Below are 21,535 nucleotides of genomic sequence, written 5' to 3'. Positions count from 1 at the left end.
GCCCGCCCCCACACCCCCGGAGTATTTGACAAGAGAAGAAGGGGCAGCCGCCGTGACCATCTATAATCTGGGGTCGATCAATGCCGATCTGGTCTATCGCGTGCCGCATCTTCCCGGTCCTGGAGAAACTCTGGCCTCGACATCGCATTCGCGCGGACTGGGTGGCAAGGGGGCCAACATGTCGGTCGCGGCAGCCCGGGCGGGAAGCCATGTCGCGCATATCGGCGCGGTTGGCGCGGACGGCGCCTGGGCGGTGGAGCGGCTTCTGGAATATGGTGTCGACACGCGGGGCATCGCGGTTGTCGGCGTTCCGACCGGTCACGCCGTGATTGCGGTGGACGATGCCGGAGAGAACCTTATCCTGCTCTGTGCCGGCGCCAACATGTCGGTGGGTGAAGCAGACATCGCTCTGGCGCTGAAGGATGCGGGACCGCAGGACACGTTCCTGTTCCAGAACGAGACCAATGCCGGGCCCTTCGCCGCGCAGCAGGCCTCGGCGCTGGGGTTGCGCGTGGCGCATGTGGCGGCGCCGTTCGATGCGGCCGCGGTCGCGCAGGTACTGCCTTTGCTGGATCTCCTGGTCCTGAATGAAGTCGAGGCGGCACAGCTTGTGGCGGCGACCGGAGTTGCCTTGCCGGATCTGCCTGTGCGCGACATTGTCGTGACGCTCGGGGCCGAGGGATGCCGCTGGCACGATACCGATACCGGTACGACCCGCGAGTTCGCTGCCTTGCCGGTGACGCCGGTCGATACAACCGGCGCCGGCGATACCTTTACAGGGTATCTGCTCGCCGGTCTGGATCGGGGCATGCCCATGGCGCAGGCGATCGGCCTTGCGCAGCGTGCCGCCGCGATCATGGTGACACGGCACGGTGCGGCGGATGTCATCCCGGACATGAAGGATGTGGCGGAGTCACGCTTTGCCTAACCGCCGACAAAAGGTGCATCGGCCCCCCAGAGCGCCCGCACCCGGGCATCGCGGCCACAGCCGACCCGGTAGCGGTGATAGGCGTCGTCCTGCCGGATCACGCCAAAGCGGGTGACGACCCGGTTGGTGCCCTTGTAATAATCCTGGTGGTAGGCCTCGGCCATGTAAAACACCGCCGCCGGCAGTATCGGGGTGACGATCTTCTGTCCGAGCGCCGCCTCGGCCCGCGCCTTTGCCTGTTCCGCTGCCGCCCTTTGGGCGGAATCAGCGACAAAAATGGCTGTACGGTAGCTGTCGCCCCGGTCACAGAACTGGCCGCCTGCATCGGTCGGGTCAATCGAGCGGAAAAACATCGTGTAAAGCTGGGCCAGGCTGATCTGCGCCGGATCATAGCGGATCTGTACCGCCTCGTAGTGCCCGGTGCCGCCGCGGGTCACCTGTTTGTAGGTCGGGTCCTTCACCGATCCGCCAGTGTAGCCGGAGACCACTTCCGAGACGCCGCGGACCTTTTCAAAGTCGGCCTCAACGCACCAGAAGCAGCCGCCGGCGACAACGATTTCAGCCGCCTGCGCCGCACGGGACTGGATGAACAGGCCAAGCGCGATGGACAGGCCCAGTATGGCGGGTTTCCAGAAATTCAAACGCAACATCTGATCCTCCTGTACTGACACCATGGCACCACAATGCAACCCGTTCCGGCAACCGCTGACATCGGATGTCACGCAGAGGTGACGTGACTTTACCGCTTGGCCGCCACGCGCCTTCGCCCTAGCCTGAGGCAAAAGGGACCCCACCGTGACCGATCATGTGACCACACATCAGGCCGAAGATGATGCCCGCAACCAGGACATCCTCATCTGGGTGAACGGCAAGCTGAAAGCGCGGGCCGAGGCGCTTGTCAGTGTCTATGACAGCGGTTTCATGCTGGGAGACGGCGTGTGGGAGGGGTTGCGGCTTTACGACGGGCGCTGGGCCTTTCTGGACGCGCATATGGACCGGTTGTTCGAGGCGGCCAGGGCCATAGATCTCGAGATCGGCCTGACCCGCAAGCAATTGATCGCGGCTTTGACAGAGACGCAGATCGCCAACGGCATGACCACCGATGCGCACGCCCGGCTGATGATTACCCGCGGTGTCAAGACACGGCCATTCCAGCATCCGTCGCTGTCCCGCTCCGGTCCGACGGTGGTCATCATCATGGAACATTCGCGCCCCAAGATACCGCGCCCGATCCGCCTGGCGACAGTGCCGCACATGCGCGGGCTGCCGATGACGCAGGACCCAAAGCTGAACAGCCACTCCAAGCTGAACTGCATCCTTGCCTGTATCGCCGCCGAAAAGGCTGGCGCCGACGAGGCTCTGATGCTGGATGTGCATGGCTTCGTGAACACCACCAACGCCTGCAACTTCTTTGTGGTGCGCCGCGGGCAGGTCTGGACCAGCACGGGCGACTATTGCATGAACGGAATCACCCGGGAAAAGGTGATCGTGGTCTGCCGTGCCGCGGGCATTCCGGTGTTCGAACGCAACTTCAGCCTGGTGGAGGCCTATGGTGCGGACGAAGCGTTTCTCACCGGCACCTTCGGGGCCCAGACGCCGGTGGGCGAAATTGACGGGCGCAGGATCGGATCAGGCGACATGGGGCCAATGACGCGGCGGATCCGCGAACTCTACAAGGACCTGATCCTGCAAGAGTCTGCGTGATGCGCATTGCCATGTGGTCAGGCCCGCGCAACCTTTCGACGGCGCTGATGTACAGTTTTGGCAACCGTGCCGATATGTTTGTTGTGGACGAGCCGTTTTACGGACCCTACCTGCGGCGCACGGGGTTAAGGCATCCGATGCGCGACGAGATCATCGAAAGCCGCCCCGAAACCGCCGATCAGGTGGTGGATGCGTTGCTTGGCCCGGTCCCGGGTGGCAAACCGCACGCTTATCACAAGCACATGTCGCAGCACATGATTGACGGGATTCCGCGCGACTGGATCCCGCAGGTCACAAATGTGTTCCTGATCCGCCATCCGGCGCGGGTTCTTGCGAGCTTCAGCGCAAAATACGAAGAGACCACGCTCGCGGACATCGGCTTTGTCCAGCAGGTGGAGCTGTTCGACCGGCTTTGTCAGCAGGGACAGACTCCGATCGTCGTTGACAGCGCCGATATCCGGGCAAATCCGGAACAGATGCTTCGCGCCCTGTGCGCCGCGATAGATCTGCCGTTTGATCCGGCAATGCTGTCCTGGCCGGCTGGCGGACACCCCCAGGACGGGGTCTGGGCGCCAGTCTGGTACGGGTCGGTGCACCAATCGACCGGATTTGCCGGACCCGAGGGTGCGTTGCCTCAGGTCAGCGGTGCCATGGCCGAGATCGTGCGTCAGGCATTGCCGCTGTATGACCACCTGGCAGCGCACAGACTGCGATAGCCGCGCGCCGTCGGTCAGGCGAAAAAAATTCCGACATCCTGAAACCTATCGGCGGCTTCGCCCGTGGCTTTCTTTGCAAGCAGCGGCACGGTGCCGATCTGCGCAGGTCTTGTGTCCGGACTTTCGCGCCGACACAGACAGTGCCCGGGCCGCAAACCCGACACCAACAGGAGAGACCCGGATGAAGACTCTTATTATGACAGTTGCCCTGACCCTGAACGCCGGCATGGCCTTTGCCGCCGCGCACAGCATGGCGCCGATGATCGAGGCGTCGAATCAGGCCGTCGCAAACGGCATCGTCACTGCGGAAAAGGTCATCGCTCCGGCCAATGGCTGGATGGTTGTGCACCGCACCGATGCCGAGATGAAGCCCGGCCCGGTGGTCGGCCACGCACCCCTGCGCGAGGGCGAGAACATGGATGTCGTCGCGATCCTGACCGAAGAGGTCAAGCCCGGTGACATGCTGATGCTCATGGTGCACGCCGAAGATGGCGGCATGAGCATGGGCGGATTCGAGTACACGCTGGGTGCCAAGGAAGACGGCCCCCTCAAGGTTGACGGCGCTCTGGTGATGACCACCGTTACAGCAGAGTAGTCGTCGGGCGTCGTCTGGCTGCGGAGCGGGCGGCGCTCACTGGACCGCCCGGCCTTTGGGTCGGGCGGTTCTTTTGGTTGCCGGCTGTTCCGGGCAAATGAGCCGAGGCAGCCGCGGTTCTTAGCCCTTGACGCGGCGGTTGCGTGCCGCAAGCAGTTTGAGACGCAGAGCGTTCAGCTGGATGAACCCCTGAGCGTCCTTCTGGTCGTAGGCGCCGGCGTCTTCTTCAAAGGTCACATGCGCTTCGGAATACAGCGAGTGGTCCGACCAGCGGGCCACGGTATTCACCGACCCCTTGTAGAGCTTGAGGCGGACTGTTCCCGACACGTGTTCCTGTGACTTGTCGATCAGCGCCTGCAGCATTTCGCGTTCCGGGCTGAACCAGAAGCCATTATAGATCAGCTCGGCGTAGCGCGGCATGATCGAATCCTTCAGGTGTCCGGCCCCGGAATCCAGGGTGATCTGTTCGATGCCGCGGTGCGCCTCAAGCAACAATGTGCCCCCCGGCGTCTCATAAATGCCGCGCGATTTCATGCCGACAAAGCGATTTTCCACAAAATCCAGCCGTCCGCAGCCGTGTTTTCCACCCAGCTCGTTGAGCTTGGTCAGGATGGTGGCCGGTGACATCGCCTCGCCGTTGATTGCAACGGCGTCGCCGCGCTCAAAGGTGATTTCGACCATCTCGGGTGTATCCGGTGCCGCCTCGGGTGCGACAGTGCGCTGATAGACGTAATCGGGCGCTTCCTCGCCGGGGTTTTCGAGCACCTTGCCCTCTGACGACGTGTGCAGAAGGTTCGCATCCACCGAAAACGGTGCTTCGCCGCGCTTGTCCTTGGCAATCGGAATCTGATTTTCTTCGGCAAATGCCAGCAGCTTGGTGCGCGAGGACAGATCCCACTCGCGCCACGGCGCGATCACCTTGATCTCGGGGTTCAGCGCATAGGCGCTGAGCTCGAAACGCACCTGATCGTTGCCTTTGCCGGTTGCGCCATGCGCGACAGCGTCGGCACCCGTCATTGCCGCAATTTCCACCAGACGCTTGGAAATCAGCGGTCGCGCAATGGAGGTGCCCAGCAGGTAAAGCCCCTCGTAGACGGCATTGGCGCGGAACATCGGGAACACGAAGTCGCGCACGAATTCCTCGCGCACATCTTCGATAAAGATGTTTTCCGGCTTGATCCCCAGAAGAACCGCCTTTTCGCGCGCCGGGTCGAGCTCTTCTCCCTGGCCCAGATCGGCGGTGAATGTCACCACTTCGCAGCCATATTCGGTCTGCAGCCATTTCAGGATGATCGAAGTATCAAGGCCACCGGAATAGGCCAGAACGACTTTTTTGGGCGCGGACATGGGCGTTTCCTCTGCAAGGTTTGGCGCGCGGAGTATCCGCTTTTGCAGCCAACAGCAAGCATTGCCCCTATCCGGGCCCGCGCGCACATGGTAGCCCTCCACCCACACGAAAGGGATGGAGAGCGACATGAAGGGCTGGCAGATTTTTACCCATTCGGTGCGACTCGTCTTTACCAATCTGGATCAGGCGCTGCGCGTCTCTATCGTGTTGTATCTTGTGCTGGCGGCGAGTCAGATCGCAACCTATCTCAACCCGCCCGAGATGGTGGAAATGGACGGCATGGACATGCCGCTGATGTCACCCGGCTACATGTCGCAAAACCTGATCTTCGCCATCCTGGCGATCGTCGCCAGTCTGTGGATTGCGGTTGCCTGGCACCGTTTCGTCCTTGCCGAAGAATATCCCGAGGGCTGGATTCCGCGCTGGCACGGTGCGCACATGCTGGGGTATCTCGGCCGGTCCATCCTGCTCGGGCTTGTGGTGACGATCGGCGTGACCGTGGCCGCCATTCCGTTCGGGTTGATCGCGTCCGGCCTGCCGCCCTTGATGATGTTGCTGCCCTTTGTGCTGGTCGGGCTCGGCTCGTTCCTGTTCTTTCGCCTTGGGGTGATGTTGCCCGGCGCCGCCCTGGGACGCAAAATCACTTTTGCCGAAGCCTGGACCGCGACGCGCGGCGAAAGCGGCACAATCCTGACACTGGCGCTGCTGGTTGTCGGAGCAAGCTTTCTGATCCAGCTGCCGACAATGTTGAGCGGGAACCCGCATTCGCTGATCAGCCTGATTTACGGTCTTGTGGTCAACTGGTTCGCGACAATCATCGGGATTTCCGTGTTGACGACCCTGTACGGTCATTTCATCGAAAACCGCCCCATTGACTGATCTCTTGCACAATTCCTGCCCCTGGGCCACAGAGCGGGCATGAGTGATTTTCAGGACAAGGCGCAGGCCGCCACCGCCGCGATGCGTGACGTCTTTCCCGCAACGCCCCTGTTGCGGAATGCCCATCTGTCCGACCGTTTCGGCGCTGACATCTGGCTGAAACGCGAAGACCTGTCACCTGTGCGCAGCTACAAGCTGCGCGGTGCATTCAACGCCATGCGCAAGCAGAGCGCGGACCGGTTCGTCGCAGCTTCGGCCGGAAATCACGCGCAGGGTGTTGCCTTCATGTGCCGGCATTTTGGCAAGAAGGGTGTGATCTTCATGCCGGTGACAACGCCGCAGCAGAAGATCCAGAAGACCCGCATCTTTGGCGGCGATGCCATCGAGATCCGCCTGATCGGCGACTACTTCGATGATACCCTTCGCGCGGCACAGACCTATTGCACCGACCAGGGCGCGCATTTCCTCTCGCCTTTCGACGACGAGGATGTGATCGAGGGTCAGGCCTCGGTCGCGGTGGAAATCGAAGATCAGCTGGGCCGGATCCCCGACCACATCATCATTCCGGTGGGGGGTGGCGGGCTGTCCGCCGGCACGCTCGGTTATTTTGGCACCGACACACAATACAGCTTTGTCGAACCTCTTGGCGGCGCCTGTCTGCGGGCGGCACTACAGGCAGGGCGTCCCGTAAAACTGGGCCATGTCAACACTTTTGCCGATGGCGCTGCTGTTGGTCAGATCGGAGAGCGGACCTTTGCAAGGCTCAAGGACGTCGGTCTTGCCAATGCGCTGACCATCCCCGAGGACCGGCTGTGCACCACCATGCTCGAGATGCTGAACGTCGAAGGGATTGTGCTGGAACCCGCCGGGGCACTGGCCGTTGATGCGCTCAAGGATCTTGGTCAGGCGATCCGGGGCCGGACTGTGGTCTGCGTCACATCGGGTGGCAATTTCGACTTTGAGCGCCTGCCCGAAGTCAAAGAGCGTGCGCAGCGGTTTTCGGGCGTGAAAAAGTACTTCATTCTGCGCCTGCCGCAGCGCCCCGGCGCGCTCAAGGACTTCCTGAACGTGCTGGGCCCGGAGGATGACATCGCGCGGTTCGAGTACCTCAAAAAGTCCGCCCGCAACTTCGGCTCGGTCCTCATCGGGATCGAGACCACCGATGCCGCCAATTTTTCCAGTTTTTTTGCCAAGCTTGAGACGGCCGGTTTCACCTATCAGGACATCACCGATGATGAGGTCCTGGCGCAGTTTCTGATCTGATGATTTTTGCCGGCAGGACCGCGATCGTGACCGGGGCCGGGCAGGGCATCGGTCGCGCGATCTGCCACGCGCTGGCGGCCGAAGGCATGCGCATCGTGGTCAGCGACCTGAACGCGGACCTGGCGCAGAAGGTTGCGACCGAAATCGGCGGGCTGTCGGTAACATGTGACGTGTCGGATCCGGGGCAGATCGAACGGTTGATCGGTCAGGCACGCGCGGCCTTTGGCCGGATCGACCTGTTTTGTTCAAATGCCGGGTTTGCCGCCGGAGAGCCGGATGGCGCCATGTCGGCCTCCGATGACCAGTGGCAGGCCAGTTGGGATGTACATGTCATGGCCCATGTGCGCGCCTGCCGCCTGGTGCTGCCCGAGATGATCGCCCGCGGCGAGGGATGCCTCGTCAACATCGCTTCGGCGGCGGGTCTGCTGAGCCAGATCGGCGACGCCGCCTATTCGGCCAGCAAACATGCCGCCGTCAGCGTCGCGCAGTCTTTGGCGATAACGCACGGTGATCAGGGCATTCAGGTCAGCGTGGTCTGCCCGCTTTATGTGGCGACACCATTGTTGGGATACGATGATGACAGCCCGGAAGGCATGCCGAACAGTCGGGTGCTCCGTCCGCAGGAGGTTGCACGGGCGCTGGTCGAGGGTTTGCAGCAGGGGCGGTTCCTGATTCTGCCCCACCCCGAGGCTCAGACGTTTGCACAACGTCGTGCCACGGACATGGACCGCTGGATTGCCGGTATGCGCGCGCTGCGCCGTACCGCGCTGAAAGAGGGTGCAGAGGCCAGTCTGCGCGACCTGCACCGGTTGATCTGAGCCGTCACGATACGGTCAGCTGCGCCGCAAGGTCGCGCAGGAATGCCGTTCGCGACTCGGCAAACACCTCGTGAACCTTGGCGACCTTCACGGTCTGGTGCTGCCCGGCGGCAGCGGCCAGTTCGCCGGCCTGACACAGCCGCGCCATTTCCGAAAACCCGAGGTTGAGCGCGCTGCCTTTCAAGAAATGAAGCCTTTCCTGCAATAGCTGCGCATTTATGGTGACGGAGGCCAGATCACCGAGAGAGTCCTCGACTTCGGACAGGAACAGATCGACAACTTCCTGAAAGTCATCTGCGCCGATTTCACTGTGCAACTCATGTATTCGCTGCCAGTCGATCATGAAGCCGCCCTCCTGTTGACCCCAAGTCTGGCGCGCATTCGTAAAGGCTTGGTTAGCGGCCCCTCAGAAGACTAAAGTTTTAGGTTTTACCGGCTGTTAAAGGACGGCCCGATAGACCGGATGGCGGTGCCGGGACTTTACTGAAAGGGGAAGTGCTTTGAATGCGACGCAGGAAATGCCGTCTGATCCCGGGGCGTGTCCCGCCCGGCCGCGGCGTGTCCTTGTGGTCGACGACAGCCGCGTGCAGCTGAAGATCGTGTCGGCCATGCTCGAACGCTGGGGGTTCGAGGTGTTTCAGGCCGAAAGCGGTGAAGCTGCGCTGAGGCTTTGCGCGCAGGTGGCGCCGGATGTCGTGCTGTCGGACTGGATGATGCCCGGCATGGACGGGCTGGAGTTCTGTCGCAGGTTCCGCGAAATGCCGAGCGACGGGTACGGCTACTTTATCCTGCTGACGTCCAAGGCGGAAAAGGCGGCTGTCGCTCATGGGCTGGATGCCGGCGCGGATGATTTCCTGACCAAACCGGTGCATGCCGACGAACTGCGCGCCAGAATCAACGCCGGCACCCGCGTGGTGTCGATGGAGCGGGAACTGAGCGACAAGAACCGGATGATCTCCGAGACACTGACCAAGCTTCAGACGGTCTATGATGCGATAGATGCCGACTTGCGGCAGGCCCGCCGCATCCAGGAAGCACAGGTGCCGCAGCGGGTCGGCGTGTTTGGCAGTTCGCGCATGAGCCTGCTGCTGAAACCCTGCGGCCATGTCGGGGGGGATCTGGTCGGCATGTTCAGTCCGAGCGATGGACGTCTGGCCGCATACAGCATCGATGTCTCGGGTCACGGCATCACCTCCGCTTTGGTCACCGCGCGGGTCGCGGGGTATCTGAGCAGCGCGCATCTGGACCAGAACCTGGCACTGGCCCACGGCAGTGATGGGCAGCTTTTGCGTGAACCCGAGGATGTGGCGCGATTGCTGAACGACCGGCTCGCCCCTGATCCCGGGGTCGAGGAATACCTCACCATGCTCTACTTCAACGCGGATCTGACGACGGGTCGGGTGCGCATGGTTCAGGCCGGACACCCGCCGCCGCTTTTGCTGCGCGCCCGGGGCGAGGCGACATTCCTGGGCAGTGGCGGCCTGCCCATCGGTCTTGTGGACGACGCGGTCTATCAGGGGCTGGATATCGACATGCAGCCCGGGGACCGGTTGCTGCTGTATTCGGACGGTTTCACCGAAGCGGTGCTGAAAGACGGCTCCATGCTGGAAGAAGACGGCTTGCTGCAACTGGTGCAGGCCTGTGCCGCTGATGTGGAGGGGCCGGAGTTTCTTGAGGATCTTTTCTGGCGGCTCAATGCGGCAATGCCGAGCGATGTGCCGATGGCCGACGATGTCTCGGCAGCCCTGTTCGAATTTGATGTTGTTCAGAGGTAACGTTTCACGAAGTGCCGGTCTCCCGGATTTCCCAGGCTATGCACCGCCACCTCTGGCGGCATCCATACCGCGTGGTGGCCCGGTTCACTGGGCGGGCCCAGCTGATATACGGGAAAAGCGAGGTATATCGTGCAGAGCTTTTCTGCCCAGATGTCGTAATCGGGCATAAAGGTGAATCGTCTCAGCGCACCCAGTCGGCGGGCCCCCGCGATCCGCCAGCCGGTTTCCTCCAGCACCTCGCGGTGCAGGGCGCGCAACGGCGATTCGCCAGGGTCAATACCACCGCCGGGCAATTGATATTCCGGTTCCGGATCGGCCTGATGGGTCAGTAACAGCGCGCCATCGCGTGGCAGAATCGCATAGACTCCGGGCCGCAGGGTATACTCGCGGCCACGTTCGGGCGGTGTTCCGAAACGTCGTGTCATGGGCAACCCCCTTGGACTTGGCCTTGTTGTGCCTATATCGACGCGATATGCCAAGTCGCGGCAGATAAGGAAACCCCATGACTCTTGGAACGAAACTTGCCTGGGACGACACTGTCCTGCCCTTTCAGCTGGACCGCTCGGACATCCGTGGCCGGGTTGCGCGCCTTGATGGCGTGTTGGCCGGTGTCCTGAAGCAGCACGACTACCCGGAGGTCGTCGAGGGGCTCGTCGCGGAAATGGCTGTCCTGACCGCCCTGATCGGTCAGACGATCAAGCTGCGCTGGAAGCTGTCCCTGCAGGTCCAGTCCAACGGCCCCGTGCGGATGATCGCCACCGACTTTTACGGGCCGCAGGACGACGGCACCCCGGCCCGCATCCGCGCCTATGCCAGCTATGATGCGGATCGCCTCACTGCCGGGGCCCCGAGGGACCAGGTTGGAGAGGGATACTTTGCGGTTCTTCTGGATCAGGGCGAAGGCACAACCCCCTATCAGGGGATCACACCGCTGCACGGCAAGACCCTGGCCAACTGTGCCGAGGCGTATTTTGCACAGTCCGAACAGCTTCCGACGCGTTTTGCGCTCAGCTTTGGCCGGGCCACAGAGCCCGGTGGGCCCGAGCACTGGCGCGCGGGCGGCGTCATGTTGCAGCACATGCCCAAGGCATCGCCCTTTGCCCAGGAGCTTCCCGGAGAGGGGGGAACGGGCGACGGCGGGCTGTTGCAGCCGGCCGACCTGCTCGAGGGTGACGCCGAAGAAAACTGGAACCGGGTGAACATTCTGCTCGACACGGTTGAAGAGCTGGAACTGATCGGCCCGACGCTGCCACCGACCGACCTTTTGGTGCGGCTGTTTCACGAGGAACAGCCCCGTGTCTTCGATGCAATGCCGGTCCGCTTCGGGTGCAGCTGCTCGGAATCCAAGGTGCGTCAGAGCCTGTCGATCTATTCCGCCCGCGACATCGAAAAGATGACGACGGATGACGGCCGCGTCACTGCTGACTGCCAGTTCTGCGGCGCCCACTATGACCTCGACCCAAAGAGTGTGGGATTCGAGGCCGAAGGGCAGTCGGATGGCTGACCAGATTGACGTGCTGCGGCAGGCGCTCGCGCGACCCACCGCCGCGTCGTCGGATTTTGACCTCAACCCCGGCGCGGTGCCGCCCGAAGGGCGTCTGCTGCGCGCCGCCGGGGTTCTGGTGCCGGTGATCCAGGGGGCGCAGGGTCTGGAACTTGTCCTGACCAAGCGTTCCTCGGCCCTGCGCCATCACCCCGGGCAAATCGCGTTTCCGGGCGGCAAACAGGATGAGGCCGATGCCGATGTGATCGGCGCAGCCCTGCGGGAGGCGCGCGAAGAGATCGGGCTGCAGACCGAGCAGGTGACGCTGCTGGGGCAATTGCCGACGCATGAAACGGTGACCAGTTTTCTCATGACGCCGGTCGTCGGGCTCATCACCGGAGATTTCACCCCGGTCGCCGAACCGGGAGAGGTCGACGAAGTGTTTCAGGTGCCGTTTTCTCATGTCGCCAACCTGGACAACTACAGCGTCCAGTCACGGCGCTGGCGCGGGCAGCGCCGCCAGTATTACACCGTGCCCTACGGGCCGTATTACGTCTGGGGGGCCACAGCGCGAATCCTGCGCGGCCTGGCGGAACGTTTGGCGGCATGACGGTCATCCGCGCAGAATGGCTGACCGCGCGGGCGCCTCAGGCCGTTATGGCGGCCCTGACGGACGGCGGCCACCAGGCCTATGTCGTTGGCGGCTGCGTGCGCAACGCGCTGCTGGGCGCCCCGGTGGCCGATGTTGATATCGCCACCGATGCACGCCCGGCCCGGATCATCGCCCTGGCCCGGGAAGCCGGTCTGAAATCTGTGCCCACGGGCATTGATCACGGCACGGTCACGGTTGTGGCGGATGGTCGGGGCTACGAGGTCACGACCTTCCGCGCCGACGTGGACACGGACGGGCGTCATGCCGTCGTGCGGTTCTCGAATACGCTGGAAGAGGACGCGCGCCGCCGCGATTTCACCATGAACGCGCTGTATGCGGATGCCGATGGTCAGGTGATTGATCCGTTGAACGGGCTGGCCGATATCATCGCCCGCCGCATCCGGTTTATCGAGGATCCGGTCCGCCGCATCCGCGAGGACTACCTGCGCATTCTGCGGTTTTTCAGGTTTTCCGCCTGGTATGCCGCGCCCGAACTGGGCTTTGACGCAGATGCCCTTGCCGCGATCGCGGGCAATCTGGACGGGCTTGGGCAATTGTCACGCGAGCGCATCAGCGGCGAACTGACCAAGTTGCTGTCTGCGCCCGACCCCGCACCCGCGGTGGCCACAATGGCGCAGACCGGCGTGTTGCCCCGGCTCTTGCCCGGCGCCACGGCCGAGGCGCTGCCGCTGCTGGTCGATGGTGAAAACCAGACCGAAACGGGGCCGGAACCGATACGCAGGCTCGCGGCGCTGGGCGGGTTCGACAGTGCGCAATTGCGCCTGTCGCGCGCTGACGGCAAACGCCTTGCACTGCTCCGGGAAGGGGTCGGATCAGGAATGGGTGTGGCCGAACTGGCCTACCGATTGGGCTATGACACCGCCCGCGACGTCTTGCTGCTGCGCTCTGCCTTGTTGGAACAGCCGCTTGATCCGGACTCGCTGCGGGTTGCCGAGGTTGCCGCCCACCAGAAGTTTCCGGTGCGGGCACAGGATTTGATGCCGGGGTATAGCGGGCGCGAACTCGGCGCGCGGCTGGACCATCTGCAGGATCTCTGGATCGCTTCCGGTTTCTCGCTAAGTCGCGCGGACTTGCTGAAAAAGCCATAAGCCCCCGGCGCACGGAACACTCTTCTCGACCCGGCCTGAATATTCGGCGAGGCGCGCGCGTCCTTCAGACATGGCCTTTCCGACCACAATAAGGGAAAGTCCGGGTATTAGACCAAAAGCCGCGTTCCCGAAGGAAAGCATCTGTGTTCCGGTTCTTTGAAAATCTGGTGGACCCCTACACCACCTATCCGCACACCAACCGGCCGCCGACCCGGCTGTGGCGCTTCATGCTGGATTACACGAAACCCTTTCGCCGGGTGTTTGTCGGTGCCGCGGTGATGTCGGTTGTGGTGGCGGTGGTCGAACTCTGGCTGATCTGGGTCATGGGCTGGGTGGTCGATATCCTCGCGGGTGAACCGGCACAGGTCTGGGCGACGCACGGCACGGCACTGATCCTGCTGGCGCTATTCATACTGCTGATCCGGCCGGCGCTGCAGGCGCTGGACGTGCTGATCCTGAACAATGCAATCATGCCCAACTTGGGCACGCTGTTCCGCTGGCGCGCCCACCGCCATGTGCTGCGACAGTCCGTCGGCTGGTTCGAGAATGATTTTGCCGGACGCATCGCCAACCGCATCATGCAGACCCCGCCCGCCGCCGGCGAGGCGGTGTTTCAGGTCTTCGATGCCATCACCTTTTCGCTCGCCTATGTTATCGGCGCGCTGGTGTTGCTGGGGCAGGCCGATCCCTGGCTGATGCTGCCCCTGGTGATCTGGTTCGCGCTCTACGCGGCGCTGATGACCTGGACCATTCGCCGCGTCGGCCCCGCATCCAAGGCCGCGTCGGATGCCCGCAGCCTTGTCACCGGGCGCGTGGTCGACAGCTATACCAACATCCATTCGGTCAAGATGTTCGCCCACCACGATCAGGAAATCCTATACGCAAAAGAGGCAATCGACAGGACCCGCGCGACATTTCAGACAGAAATGCGGATCTACACGATCATGGATGTCACCCTGGTGGCGCTGAACGGTTTGCTCATCGTCGGTGTGACCGGGCTGGCTTTGACCCTGTGGATGCAGGGTGCGGCCAGTGTCGGGGCGGTGGCGGCAGCGACGGCACTAACCTTGCGGCTCAACGCGATGACCGGTTGGATCATGTGGGCGCTCACCAGCCTGTTTCGCGAACTCGGCGTGGTGGCCGAGGGAATGGAGACCATTGCCCAGCCTATCACCCTGACGGATTCGCCCGATGCCGTGCCGCTGAAGTTGACGAAGGGAGAGATCAGGATCCGGAATCTGTCACACCACTACGGTCGCGAGTCCGGGGGGCTGGACGACGTCTCGATCACCATTCGTCCGGGCGAAATGATCGGGCTTGTCGGCCGTTCGGGGGGTGGGAAATCGACTCTCGTCAAGTTGCTCCTGCGGTTTTACGACGCCGAACAGGGCTGCATTCTGATTGATGGGCAGGATATTTCACAGGTCACGCAGGACAGCCTGCGCCGTCATATCGGTATGGTCCAGCAGGATTCCTCGCTGCTGCACCGATCGGTGCGCGACAATATCCGTTACGGGCGCAGCGACGCGACCGAAGATGAGATCGTTCAGGCTGCCAGGCAGGCGCAGGCACACGACTTCATTCTTGGCCTGAGCGACAGTTACGGCAACACCGGATACGAGGCCCTGGTCGGAGAACGCGGAGTCAAATTGTCCGGCGGACAGCGACAGCGGATCACCCTTGCCCGCGTGATCCTCAAGAATGCACCGATCCTGTTGCTGGACGAGGCGACCAGCGCGCTGGATTCCGAGGTGGAGGCGGCGATCCAGGATACGCTTTATGGCATGATGGAGGGCAAGACGGTGATCGCCATCGCCCACCGCCTGTCCACCATTGCCCACCTCGACCGCATTCTGGTGATGGACCAGGGCCGCATCGTCGAACAGGGCAGCCATGACGCGCTTTTGGCTCAGCAAGGTCTATATGCAGGTTTCTGGTCCCGCCAGTCCGGCGGGTTTCTCGACACCAGGACAAGGATCGCGCCGTGAAACCTGCCCGTTGGATCGACCCCTTTGCCCTGGCGCCGGGCCCGCCGCCGCGCCGCCTCTGGCCGTTCTTTCGCTGGAGCCTTGCCGGCAGCGAGCCGGCCTTGTTGCTGTCCTCCGTCGTGTCCATCGTTTCGGGCATTGTCGAAGTGATGGCCGCGCTGATCTTGGGACGGGTCGTCGACGCCGCGCTGGGCTCGGCCGCGGACGCGGTGTTTTCCGATCAATCCGGGATCCTGCTGTTTTCGCTGCTGTTCTTTCTGGTGCTGCGGCCGGTGATCTTTGGCGCCAACGCTTACCTGCAATCCATCGTTGTGGCACCGAATGTCTTCAACCTCGTGCTGTCGCGGCTGCACCGCTACACCCTCGGCCAGTCCGTCACCTTTTTCGACGACGATTTTGCCGGGCGTATCGCCCAGAAAGAGATGCAGACCGCGCGGGCGCTGACGGATTCGGTGGTCGAAATCGTCCAGACGGTTTTGTTTGCGCTCGCGTCGGTGGTCGGGGCGGTGCTGATGCTGGGCACGGTCGATGTCCGCATCGCGCTGGGGCTGATCGTCTGGATTGTCGGGTATTTGCTGATGATCCGCTATTTCATGCCGCGCATCCGTTCGCTGTCCAAGAACCGCGCCAGCGCTCGGGCGATGGTGACCGGGCAGGTTGTGGACACCGTGACCAACATCAAGACGGTGAAGCTGTTTGCCCATGCCGATCACGAAGACCGTGCGGCGCTGGGCGCAATGGACAGGTTCCGGGACAGCTCGCTCGACTTCGGGCGGCTGTCGGTGACGTTTCGTTTCTGGCTGATGGCCGTCGCCGGTGTCTTGCCGGTGCTGCTGGTGGGCGGAGCGCTGTGGTACTGGTCGCTCGGCCTGGTCACCGCCGGGGACATCGCTGCAACCGGTGCGGTGGCGCTGCGTCTGGCGCAGATGACCGGTTGGGTCAGTTTCACGCTCATGGGGCTCTACGCCAATGTCGGCGAGGTCGAAGACGGCATGCGCACGCTGACGCCCGCGCACACCCTGATCGACCGTGCCGGGGCCGGTGATCTGGCCGTGGGGCAGGGGGCAATCACAATCGAGGATCTCGGCTTTGCCTACGGGCGCAGGACCGGCGGGGTCGAGCATCTGTCGTTGCAGATCGCGGCGGGCGAAAAGCTGGGCATCGTCGGCGCGTCCGGCGCGGGCAAGTCCACGCTGGTTGCGTTGCTGTTGCGGCTCTATGATGCGGAGCAGGGCCGGATCCAGATCGATGGCACCGATATCCGCGACGTGACTCAGGAAAGTCTGCGCCGCAATATCGGAATGGTCACCCAGGAGACCGCAATGTTCAACCGCTCGGCGCTGGACAACATCCGCTATGGCCGGCCCGAAGCGACACAGGCCGAGGTTGAGCGCGCCGCCGAACAGGCAGAAGCGCATGAATTCATCCTCGGATTACGGGACCACAAGGGTCGCACCGGATATGCTGCCCATCTGGGTGAGCGCGGGGTCAAGCTGTCCGGCGGTCAGCGGCAGCGCATCGCCCTGGCCCGAGCCATTCTCAAGGATGCGCCGATCCTGATCATGGACGAGGCCACGTCGGCGCTGGATTCCGAAGTCGAGGCATCAATCCAGACCGCACTCGACCGGGTGATGCGGGGCAAGACCGTTCTCGCCATCGCGCACCGGCTGTCCACCCTGTCGAGCATGGACCGGATCGTGGTTCTGGATCAGGGTCGGCTGGCCGAAATCGGCAGTCACGAAGACCTGCTTGCCCGGGGCGGGTTGTATGCGCGGTATTGGAACCGTCAGTCCGGTGGATTCATCGGCCTGGACATCAACACCATGGAGATGGCGGAATGACCGCAGCGTACCGCTGGTTTCTGAGCTTGATCGACCCGTTTGCGCCCGCAGACGGAGCGCCGCCACAGGCGCTCTGGCCCTTTGTCAGATGGGCACTGAACGGGGCGCAAAAGGCCATCGGCCTGACACTTGCCGTCACCTTCACGGCGGGGTTGTCCGAACTTGTGGCCGCGTCGTTCACCGGCTGGATCATTGATGGCACGGCGGCGGGCAACCACGCCGGATTCTGGGAACCGTTCTGGCCGGTGATCCTGTTCGGGGTGGTGTTCTTTCTGATCGTGCGGCCGATCCTGTTCGCGGCCGATGCCGGTGTCACCAGCATCCTGTTGGGGCCGCATCTGTTCCCGCTGGTGCTGAGCCGGCTGAACCGGCACACGCTGGGTCATTCGATGCGCTATTTCGAAAATGACTTTGCCGGGCGCATCAGCCAGAAGGCTTTGCAAACGTCACGTGCGCTGACCGATGTCGTGACCGAGGTGGCGGACGTCGGAGTCTACTCGCTGGCGGTTTTCGGGGGCTCCCTGCTGCTTATGGCCAGCATCGATTCGCGGCTGCTGCTGATCTTTGTCATCTGGGGCGCCCTCTACTTTTTCGCGCTGCGCCATTTCATTCCGCGGGTCAAACTGCGCTCGGCTGCGCGGGCCGGGGCGCGGACACAGGTCACCGGTCAGATCGTGGATACCCTGTCCAACGTCGCGGCGGTCAAGCTGTTCGCGCACAACACGTTCGAAGATCGCGCCACCCTGCGGGAGCTCGAAACCTTTCGTCGCAGGGCGCTGGAGTTCGGTGTGCTGTCCTCGACGTTTCGCATGGTGCTGATGACGCTTGGCGGCATGCTGCCGTTGTTCAGCATTCTCGGCGCGCTCTACCTCTGGACCGCGGGCACCGCCACGCCCGGCGACATCACCATGACGGCGATGGTCGCGACGCGTCTCAGCCAGCTTACCAACCGCATCGGGCGCGTCGCCATCTCGATCTATACCAATCTGGGGGAAATCCAGGATGGGATCGACACGCTGGCGCCGGCGCACGAAATCACTGACAGGCCCGATGCCGCCACGGCCGCCGCGGGCCAGGGCGCCCTCCGGTTCGAGCACATCCAATTCGCCTATGGCGGCAAGGTGACAGCGCTGCATGACCTGTCGCTGGACATCCGCGCCGGCGAAAAGATCGGCCTTGTGGGCGCGTCCGGGGCCGGGAAATCCACTGTCGTATCGCTGCTGCTGCGGCTTTACGAGGTGGAACAGGGTCGAATACTGGTCGACGGCACCGATATCCGCGACCTCACCCAGGAAGCGTTGCGCCAAAGCATTTCCGTCGTCCGGCAGGAAACCTCGATGTTCAACCGTTCGGCGCTGGACAACATCCGCTATGGCCGCCCCGACGCCACCGACGCCGAGGTATTCGACGCGGCCCGCCGCGCCTCGGCGCATGATTTCATCCTGACCCTGCAGGACCACAAGGGGCGCTCGGGCTATGATGCGCGCCTCGGAGAGCGCGGGGTGAAGCTTTCGGGTGGGCAACGGCAGCGGATCGCCCTGGCCCGCGCCATCCTCAAGGATGCGCCGGTGCTGGTGCTGGACGAGGCGACAAGCGCGCTGGACAGTGAAGTCGAGGCCGAGATTCAGGCGGCGCTGGCGCAGGTGATGCAGGGCAAGACGGTGATCGCCATTGCGCACCGGCTGTCCACCATCGCCCAGATGGATCGCATCATCGTGCTGGATCAGGGCCGGATCGTCGAAGCCGGCAGCCATGCCGATCTTTTGGCGCGCAAGGGCCTGTATGCGCGGTTCTGGGACCGGCAGTCCGGCGGGTTCCTGGGGGCACAGGCGGCGGCAGAGTGAGGCTGGCCAGCCTGTTGCGAACGACGGTGACACAAAAGCCGCTGGTGATGCGGGCGACGCGGCAGGCCCCTCGACGCTGGGCCGGAAACCGGGCAAGAGGCGGTCCATGAACACATTGCACATCGAGCGGCTGGGGCATCAGGGCGACGGAATCGCGCCCGGTCCCGTCTATGTGCCCGGCACCCTGCCGGGCGAAGAGGTGACGGGCGAGATCAGCGGCGGCGTCATGGCGGCGCCAAAGATCGTCACACCCTCGCCAGACCGGGTCAAGGCGCCTTGCAGTCACGCGAAATCCTGCGGCGGTTGCCAGCTTCAGCATGCAAGCGAACCGTTTGTCGCCGACTGGAAAGTGGGTGTGGTGCGTCAGGCGTTGCAGGCACATGGGATCGTCGCCGAGATGCGCCTCATCCAGACCTCGGCGCCACGCAGCCGCCGCCGCGCCAGCTTTTCCGCGAAGCGTACCAAGAAGGGCGCGCTGGCAGGGTTTCACATGAAGGGGTCGGATGTGGTGGTTGCGGTGCCGCACTGCCAGCTGGTGCATCCCGACATAGCCGCCGCCCTGCCGATGGTCGAACAGCTCGCCACCCTGGCGGCAAGCCGCAAAGGCGAACTTTCGGTGATGCTGACCCGGACAGATAACGGGCTGGACGTCGCGGTCAGGGGTGGGAAGCCGCTGGATGCCCAGCTTCAGGCCGATCTTGGCGACCTGTCCCGCCAGCACGACCTGCCGCGAATCAGCTGGGACGGAGAAGCTGCCCTGTTGTCGCGCCCGCCATTTCTGCGCATCGGCAAAGCCCGGGTCGTGACGCCCCCCGGCGCCTTTCTTCAGGCCACGCCGGAAGGCGAAGCCGCGCTCTGGTCCGCGGTGCAGGAGATCACCCGGGGCGCAAGCCGCGTGGCGGACCTGTTTGCCGGATGCGGCACCTTTGCCCTGCGGCTGGCCGAAACCGCAACCGTGCACGCAGTCGAAGGTGAGGCGGCAATGCTGCAGGCACTGGATGAGGGCAAGCGCAATGCCCAGGGGCTCAAGCCTCTGAGCATCGAGCGTCGCGATCTGTTTCGGAATCCGATGCTGCCGGAAGAGCTTGCGCGCTTTGGTGCCGTGGTGATCGATCCCCCGCGCGCCGGTGCCCAGGCCCAGGTCGAGCAGATCGCGCTGGCCCGTGTCCCGCGCGTCGCGCATGTTTCCTGCAACCCGGTCAGCTTCGCACGCGACTGCGCAACCCTGGTGGCGGCAGGTTACAGGCTGGACTGGGTGCAGGTGGTGGACCAGTTCCGCTGGTCAACCCATGCCGAGATCGTTGCCAGCCTTAGTCTTGGGTGACCGGTAAACGACGCGTGAACACCAATCTATCATCTGTCGTGACGTTGCTTTTCGGGTTATAAAGCGAAAAAAAACGAGCGGGCAGTGCAGATGAAATTATCCAGATTCGCGATTCTTGCAATGTTGGCGCTGTTGCTGGCAGGGTGCGGCGCGCCGAGCAAGTTCAGAACCTACAACGGTCCGGCGGTCACGCAGGTCGTGGTACAGAAAAGTGCGCGCAAGATGTACCTGCTGCACAACGGCAAGGTGCTGCGCGACTATGACATCGGGCTGGGCTTTGCCCCCGCCGGACACAAGCAGATCGAAGGCGACGGGCGCACACCCGAAGGCAGCTACATCATTGACCGGCGCAATCCGAATTCGCGGTTTCACCTGTCGATCGGCGTTTCCTATCCGAATGAACTGGACAGGGCCCTGGCCGATGAGTTGGGCAAAAGCCCGGGCGGCGACATCTTCATTCACGGGCGTCCGAAGCAATATCGCAACAATGTGCGTGACTGGACCTGGGGCTGCATTGCCGTCACCGACCGCGAGATCGAAGACATCTATGCGATGGTCCGCGACGGGACGCCGATCCACATCAATCCCTGATCCATTTTCCGTCCGGCGAAAAACCCTGCGCCCCGTGCGATCTGCGGGGGCGGCGGTGGTTCAGGACGGAAAGCCCACGGCCTGCGACGACTGCGATGCACCGCCGACGATCAGCGTCCACCAGATCTTGCCGTTGGATTCCTGGAACCAGGAAAACCCCAGATCGCGACCGTTGGCGTCAAGGATGACGTCACGGGTTGCGGGGGTTTCCATCCAGGCCGCCAGAGTTTCAAGCTCTGTCTCGTAAGTCTCGGATATATTCTCGCCCAGCATGATGCCGGTGTAACCGACCCGCTGCACCCGGTCGATCGGAGACGAGCCGTCCGAGCCGAAGTGCCATGGCCGGTTCTGCACCGACATGTCGCGCGAATGGGTGGCGGCTGCGGCGTTCAGCGCGGCGTTCAGTTGCAGCGCGGGCGCGCCACGGGCCGCGCGCAGCGAATTTACCGCGTCGAGCATGCGGAACTCGACCCGCGCCTCATCCCCGCTGGCGATTCGGTACACTTTTGGCAGCGGCTTGCCGTCCGGCCCCATCGTCGGGGGCAGAGGTTCCGGCGCACAGGCGGCGAGGGCCAGCAGAAGAGGTACGAAAAGGAATGAGATCCGCGTCATGAGCAAGCCACCTGAAGTTTTGTCCCGACCTGCCTTACCGTGTCGGGCGTTGCTTATCAAACCCA

At 63.2% G+C, this 21,535-nt stretch carries 21 protein-coding genes; 16 read left to right on the top strand and 5 right to left on the bottom strand.

The features are described from left to right. The first annotated feature begins 52 nt into the window (after positions 1–52). Positions 53–928: a ribokinase gene (locus FOY53_RS00275; protein WP_146584492.1), complete on the top strand. Its 876-nt coding sequence runs from the start codon at positions 53–55 to the stop codon at positions 926–928. Here the strand turns inward: FOY53_RS00275 and msrA are convergent. Next, the gene (gene msrA / locus FOY53_RS00270; RefSeq protein ID WP_146584490.1) at positions 925–1,578 is read right to left on the bottom strand and encodes a peptide-methionine (S)-S-oxide reductase MsrA; all 654 of its coding nucleotides are present in this window, start codon (positions 1,576–1,578) and stop codon (positions 925–927) included. The genes FOY53_RS00275 and msrA overlap by 4 nt on opposite strands. Positions 1,579–1,723: 145 nt before the next feature. On the opposite strand from msrA, the gene FOY53_RS00265 reads away from it, so the two are divergent. The 3 genes from FOY53_RS00265 (at position 1,724) to FOY53_RS00255 (ending at position 3,943) form a co-directional block, all read left to right on the top strand. Next, positions 1,724–2,632, top strand: a complete 909-nt coding sequence (locus FOY53_RS00265; protein WP_146584488.1) for a D-amino acid aminotransferase — start codon at positions 1,724–1,726, stop codon at positions 2,630–2,632. Beyond that, entirely contained in the window at positions 2,632–3,348 is a 717-nt protein-coding gene (locus tag FOY53_RS00260) for a sulfotransferase-like domain-containing protein (protein WP_146584487.1), read from the top strand. Before FOY53_RS00265 ends, FOY53_RS00260 begins: the two co-directional genes overlap by 1 nt. Positions 3,349–3,529: 181 nt before the next feature. Next, positions 3,530–3,943: a DUF7282 domain-containing protein gene (locus FOY53_RS00255; RefSeq protein ID WP_146584485.1), complete on the top strand. Its 414-nt coding sequence runs from the start codon at positions 3,530–3,532 to the stop codon at positions 3,941–3,943. Between the two features lie 120 nt (positions 3,944–4,063). On the opposite strand, the gene FOY53_RS00250 is transcribed toward FOY53_RS00255, so the two are convergent. Continuing rightward, positions 4,064–5,290 (bottom strand): argininosuccinate synthase, encoded by a 1,227-nt coding sequence (locus FOY53_RS00250; protein ID WP_146584483.1) that lies wholly within the window; start codon positions 5,288–5,290, stop codon positions 4,064–4,066. 127 nt (positions 5,291–5,417) lie between these two features. Between FOY53_RS00250 and FOY53_RS00245 the strand changes: the two genes are divergently transcribed. The 3 genes from FOY53_RS00245 to FOY53_RS00235 are packed head-to-tail and all read left to right on the top strand — an operon-like array spanning position 5,418 to position 8,251. After that, positions 5,418–6,170 carry a hypothetical protein gene (locus tag FOY53_RS00245; RefSeq protein WP_146584481.1) on the top strand — a complete coding sequence of 251 codons (753 nt, stop codon included), beginning with the start codon at positions 5,418–5,420 and terminating at the stop codon, positions 6,168–6,170. 39 nt (positions 6,171–6,209) lie between these two features. Beyond that, positions 6,210–7,433, top strand: coding sequence for a threonine ammonia-lyase IlvA (gene ilvA, locus FOY53_RS00240; protein ID WP_146584479.1), 1,224 nt, complete (start codon positions 6,210–6,212; stop codon positions 7,431–7,433). Beyond that, positions 7,433–8,251: an SDR family oxidoreductase gene (locus FOY53_RS00235; protein ID WP_146584477.1), complete on the top strand. Its 819-nt coding sequence runs from the start codon at positions 7,433–7,435 to the stop codon at positions 8,249–8,251. The genes ilvA and FOY53_RS00235 overlap by 1 nt, the downstream gene beginning before the upstream one ends. A 4-nt stretch (positions 8,252–8,255) precedes the next feature. Here FOY53_RS00235 and FOY53_RS00230 read toward each other — a convergent pair whose 3' ends face one another. Continuing rightward, on the bottom strand, positions 8,256–8,594 hold the full coding sequence (locus tag FOY53_RS00230; RefSeq protein WP_146584474.1) for an Hpt domain-containing protein: 339 nt from the start codon (positions 8,592–8,594) through the stop codon (positions 8,256–8,258). 175 nt (positions 8,595–8,769) lie between these two features. Between FOY53_RS00230 and FOY53_RS00225 the strand changes: the two genes are divergently transcribed. Further along, positions 8,770–10,026, top strand: a complete 1,257-nt coding sequence (locus FOY53_RS00225; RefSeq protein ID WP_146584472.1) for a PP2C family protein-serine/threonine phosphatase — start codon at positions 8,770–8,772, stop codon at positions 10,024–10,026. On the opposite strand, the gene FOY53_RS00220 is transcribed toward FOY53_RS00225, so the two are convergent. Next, positions 10,017–10,451 carry an NUDIX hydrolase gene (locus FOY53_RS00220; RefSeq protein ID WP_146584470.1) on the bottom strand — a complete coding sequence of 145 codons (435 nt, stop codon included), beginning with the start codon at positions 10,449–10,451 and terminating at the stop codon, positions 10,017–10,019. The two genes, FOY53_RS00225 and FOY53_RS00220, sit on opposite strands and share 10 nt — an antisense overlap. Positions 10,452–10,528: 77 nt before the next feature. Between FOY53_RS00220 and hslO the strand changes: the two genes are divergently transcribed. The 8 genes from hslO to FOY53_RS00180 all read left to right on the top strand — a co-directional run bounded on the left by hslO (position 10,529) and on the right by FOY53_RS00180 (position 20,858). Beyond that, entirely contained in the window at positions 10,529–11,530 is a 1,002-nt protein-coding gene (gene hslO, locus FOY53_RS00215; protein WP_146584468.1) for an Hsp33 family molecular chaperone HslO, read from the top strand. After that, complete coding sequence (locus FOY53_RS00210; protein WP_146584466.1) at positions 11,523–12,119, top strand: CoA pyrophosphatase; 597 nt, start codon at positions 11,523–11,525, stop codon at positions 12,117–12,119. Before hslO ends, FOY53_RS00210 begins: the two co-directional genes overlap by 8 nt. After that, positions 12,116–13,270: a CCA tRNA nucleotidyltransferase gene (locus FOY53_RS00205; RefSeq protein ID WP_146584464.1), complete on the top strand. Its 1,155-nt coding sequence runs from the start codon at positions 12,116–12,118 to the stop codon at positions 13,268–13,270. The genes FOY53_RS00210 and FOY53_RS00205 overlap by 4 nt, the downstream gene beginning before the upstream one ends. Positions 13,271–13,413: 143 nt before the next feature. Then, entirely contained in the window at positions 13,414–15,258 is a 1,845-nt protein-coding gene (locus FOY53_RS00200) for an ABC transporter ATP-binding protein (RefSeq protein ID WP_146584462.1), read from the top strand. Further along, entirely contained in the window at positions 15,255–17,099 is a 1,845-nt protein-coding gene (locus tag FOY53_RS00195) for an ABC transporter ATP-binding protein (RefSeq protein ID WP_146584460.1), read from the top strand. Before FOY53_RS00200 ends, FOY53_RS00195 begins: the two co-directional genes overlap by 4 nt. Continuing rightward, entirely contained in the window at positions 17,096–18,943 is a 1,848-nt protein-coding gene (locus tag FOY53_RS00190; RefSeq protein ID WP_146584458.1) for an ABC transporter ATP-binding protein, read from the top strand. The genes FOY53_RS00195 and FOY53_RS00190 overlap by 4 nt, the downstream gene beginning before the upstream one ends. A 106-nt stretch (positions 18,944–19,049) precedes the next feature. Further along, on the top strand, positions 19,050–20,267 hold the full coding sequence (locus tag FOY53_RS00185; RefSeq protein WP_146584456.1) for a class I SAM-dependent RNA methyltransferase: 1,218 nt from the start codon (positions 19,050–19,052) through the stop codon (positions 20,265–20,267). 90 nt (positions 20,268–20,357) lie between these two features. After that, positions 20,358–20,858, top strand: coding sequence for a L,D-transpeptidase family protein (locus FOY53_RS00180; RefSeq protein ID WP_146584454.1), 501 nt, complete (start codon positions 20,358–20,360; stop codon positions 20,856–20,858). A gap of 60 nt (positions 20,859–20,918) precedes the next feature. On the opposite strand, the gene dalA is transcribed toward FOY53_RS00180, so the two are convergent. After that, entirely contained in the window at positions 20,919–21,470 is a 552-nt protein-coding gene (dalA, locus tag FOY53_RS00175; protein ID WP_146584452.1) for a divisome-associated lipoprotein DalA, read from the bottom strand. Positions 21,471–21,535 lie beyond the last annotated feature (65 nt).

Origin of the sequence: Puniceibacterium confluentis (genome assembly GCF_007923445.1) — a bacterium.
GTDB lineage: Bacteria > Pseudomonadota > Alphaproteobacteria > Rhodobacterales > Rhodobacteraceae > Puniceibacterium > Puniceibacterium confluentis.
The sequence above is the reverse complement of the archived record's forward strand: the minus strand, read 5'-3'. Positions and strand labels throughout refer to the sequence as shown.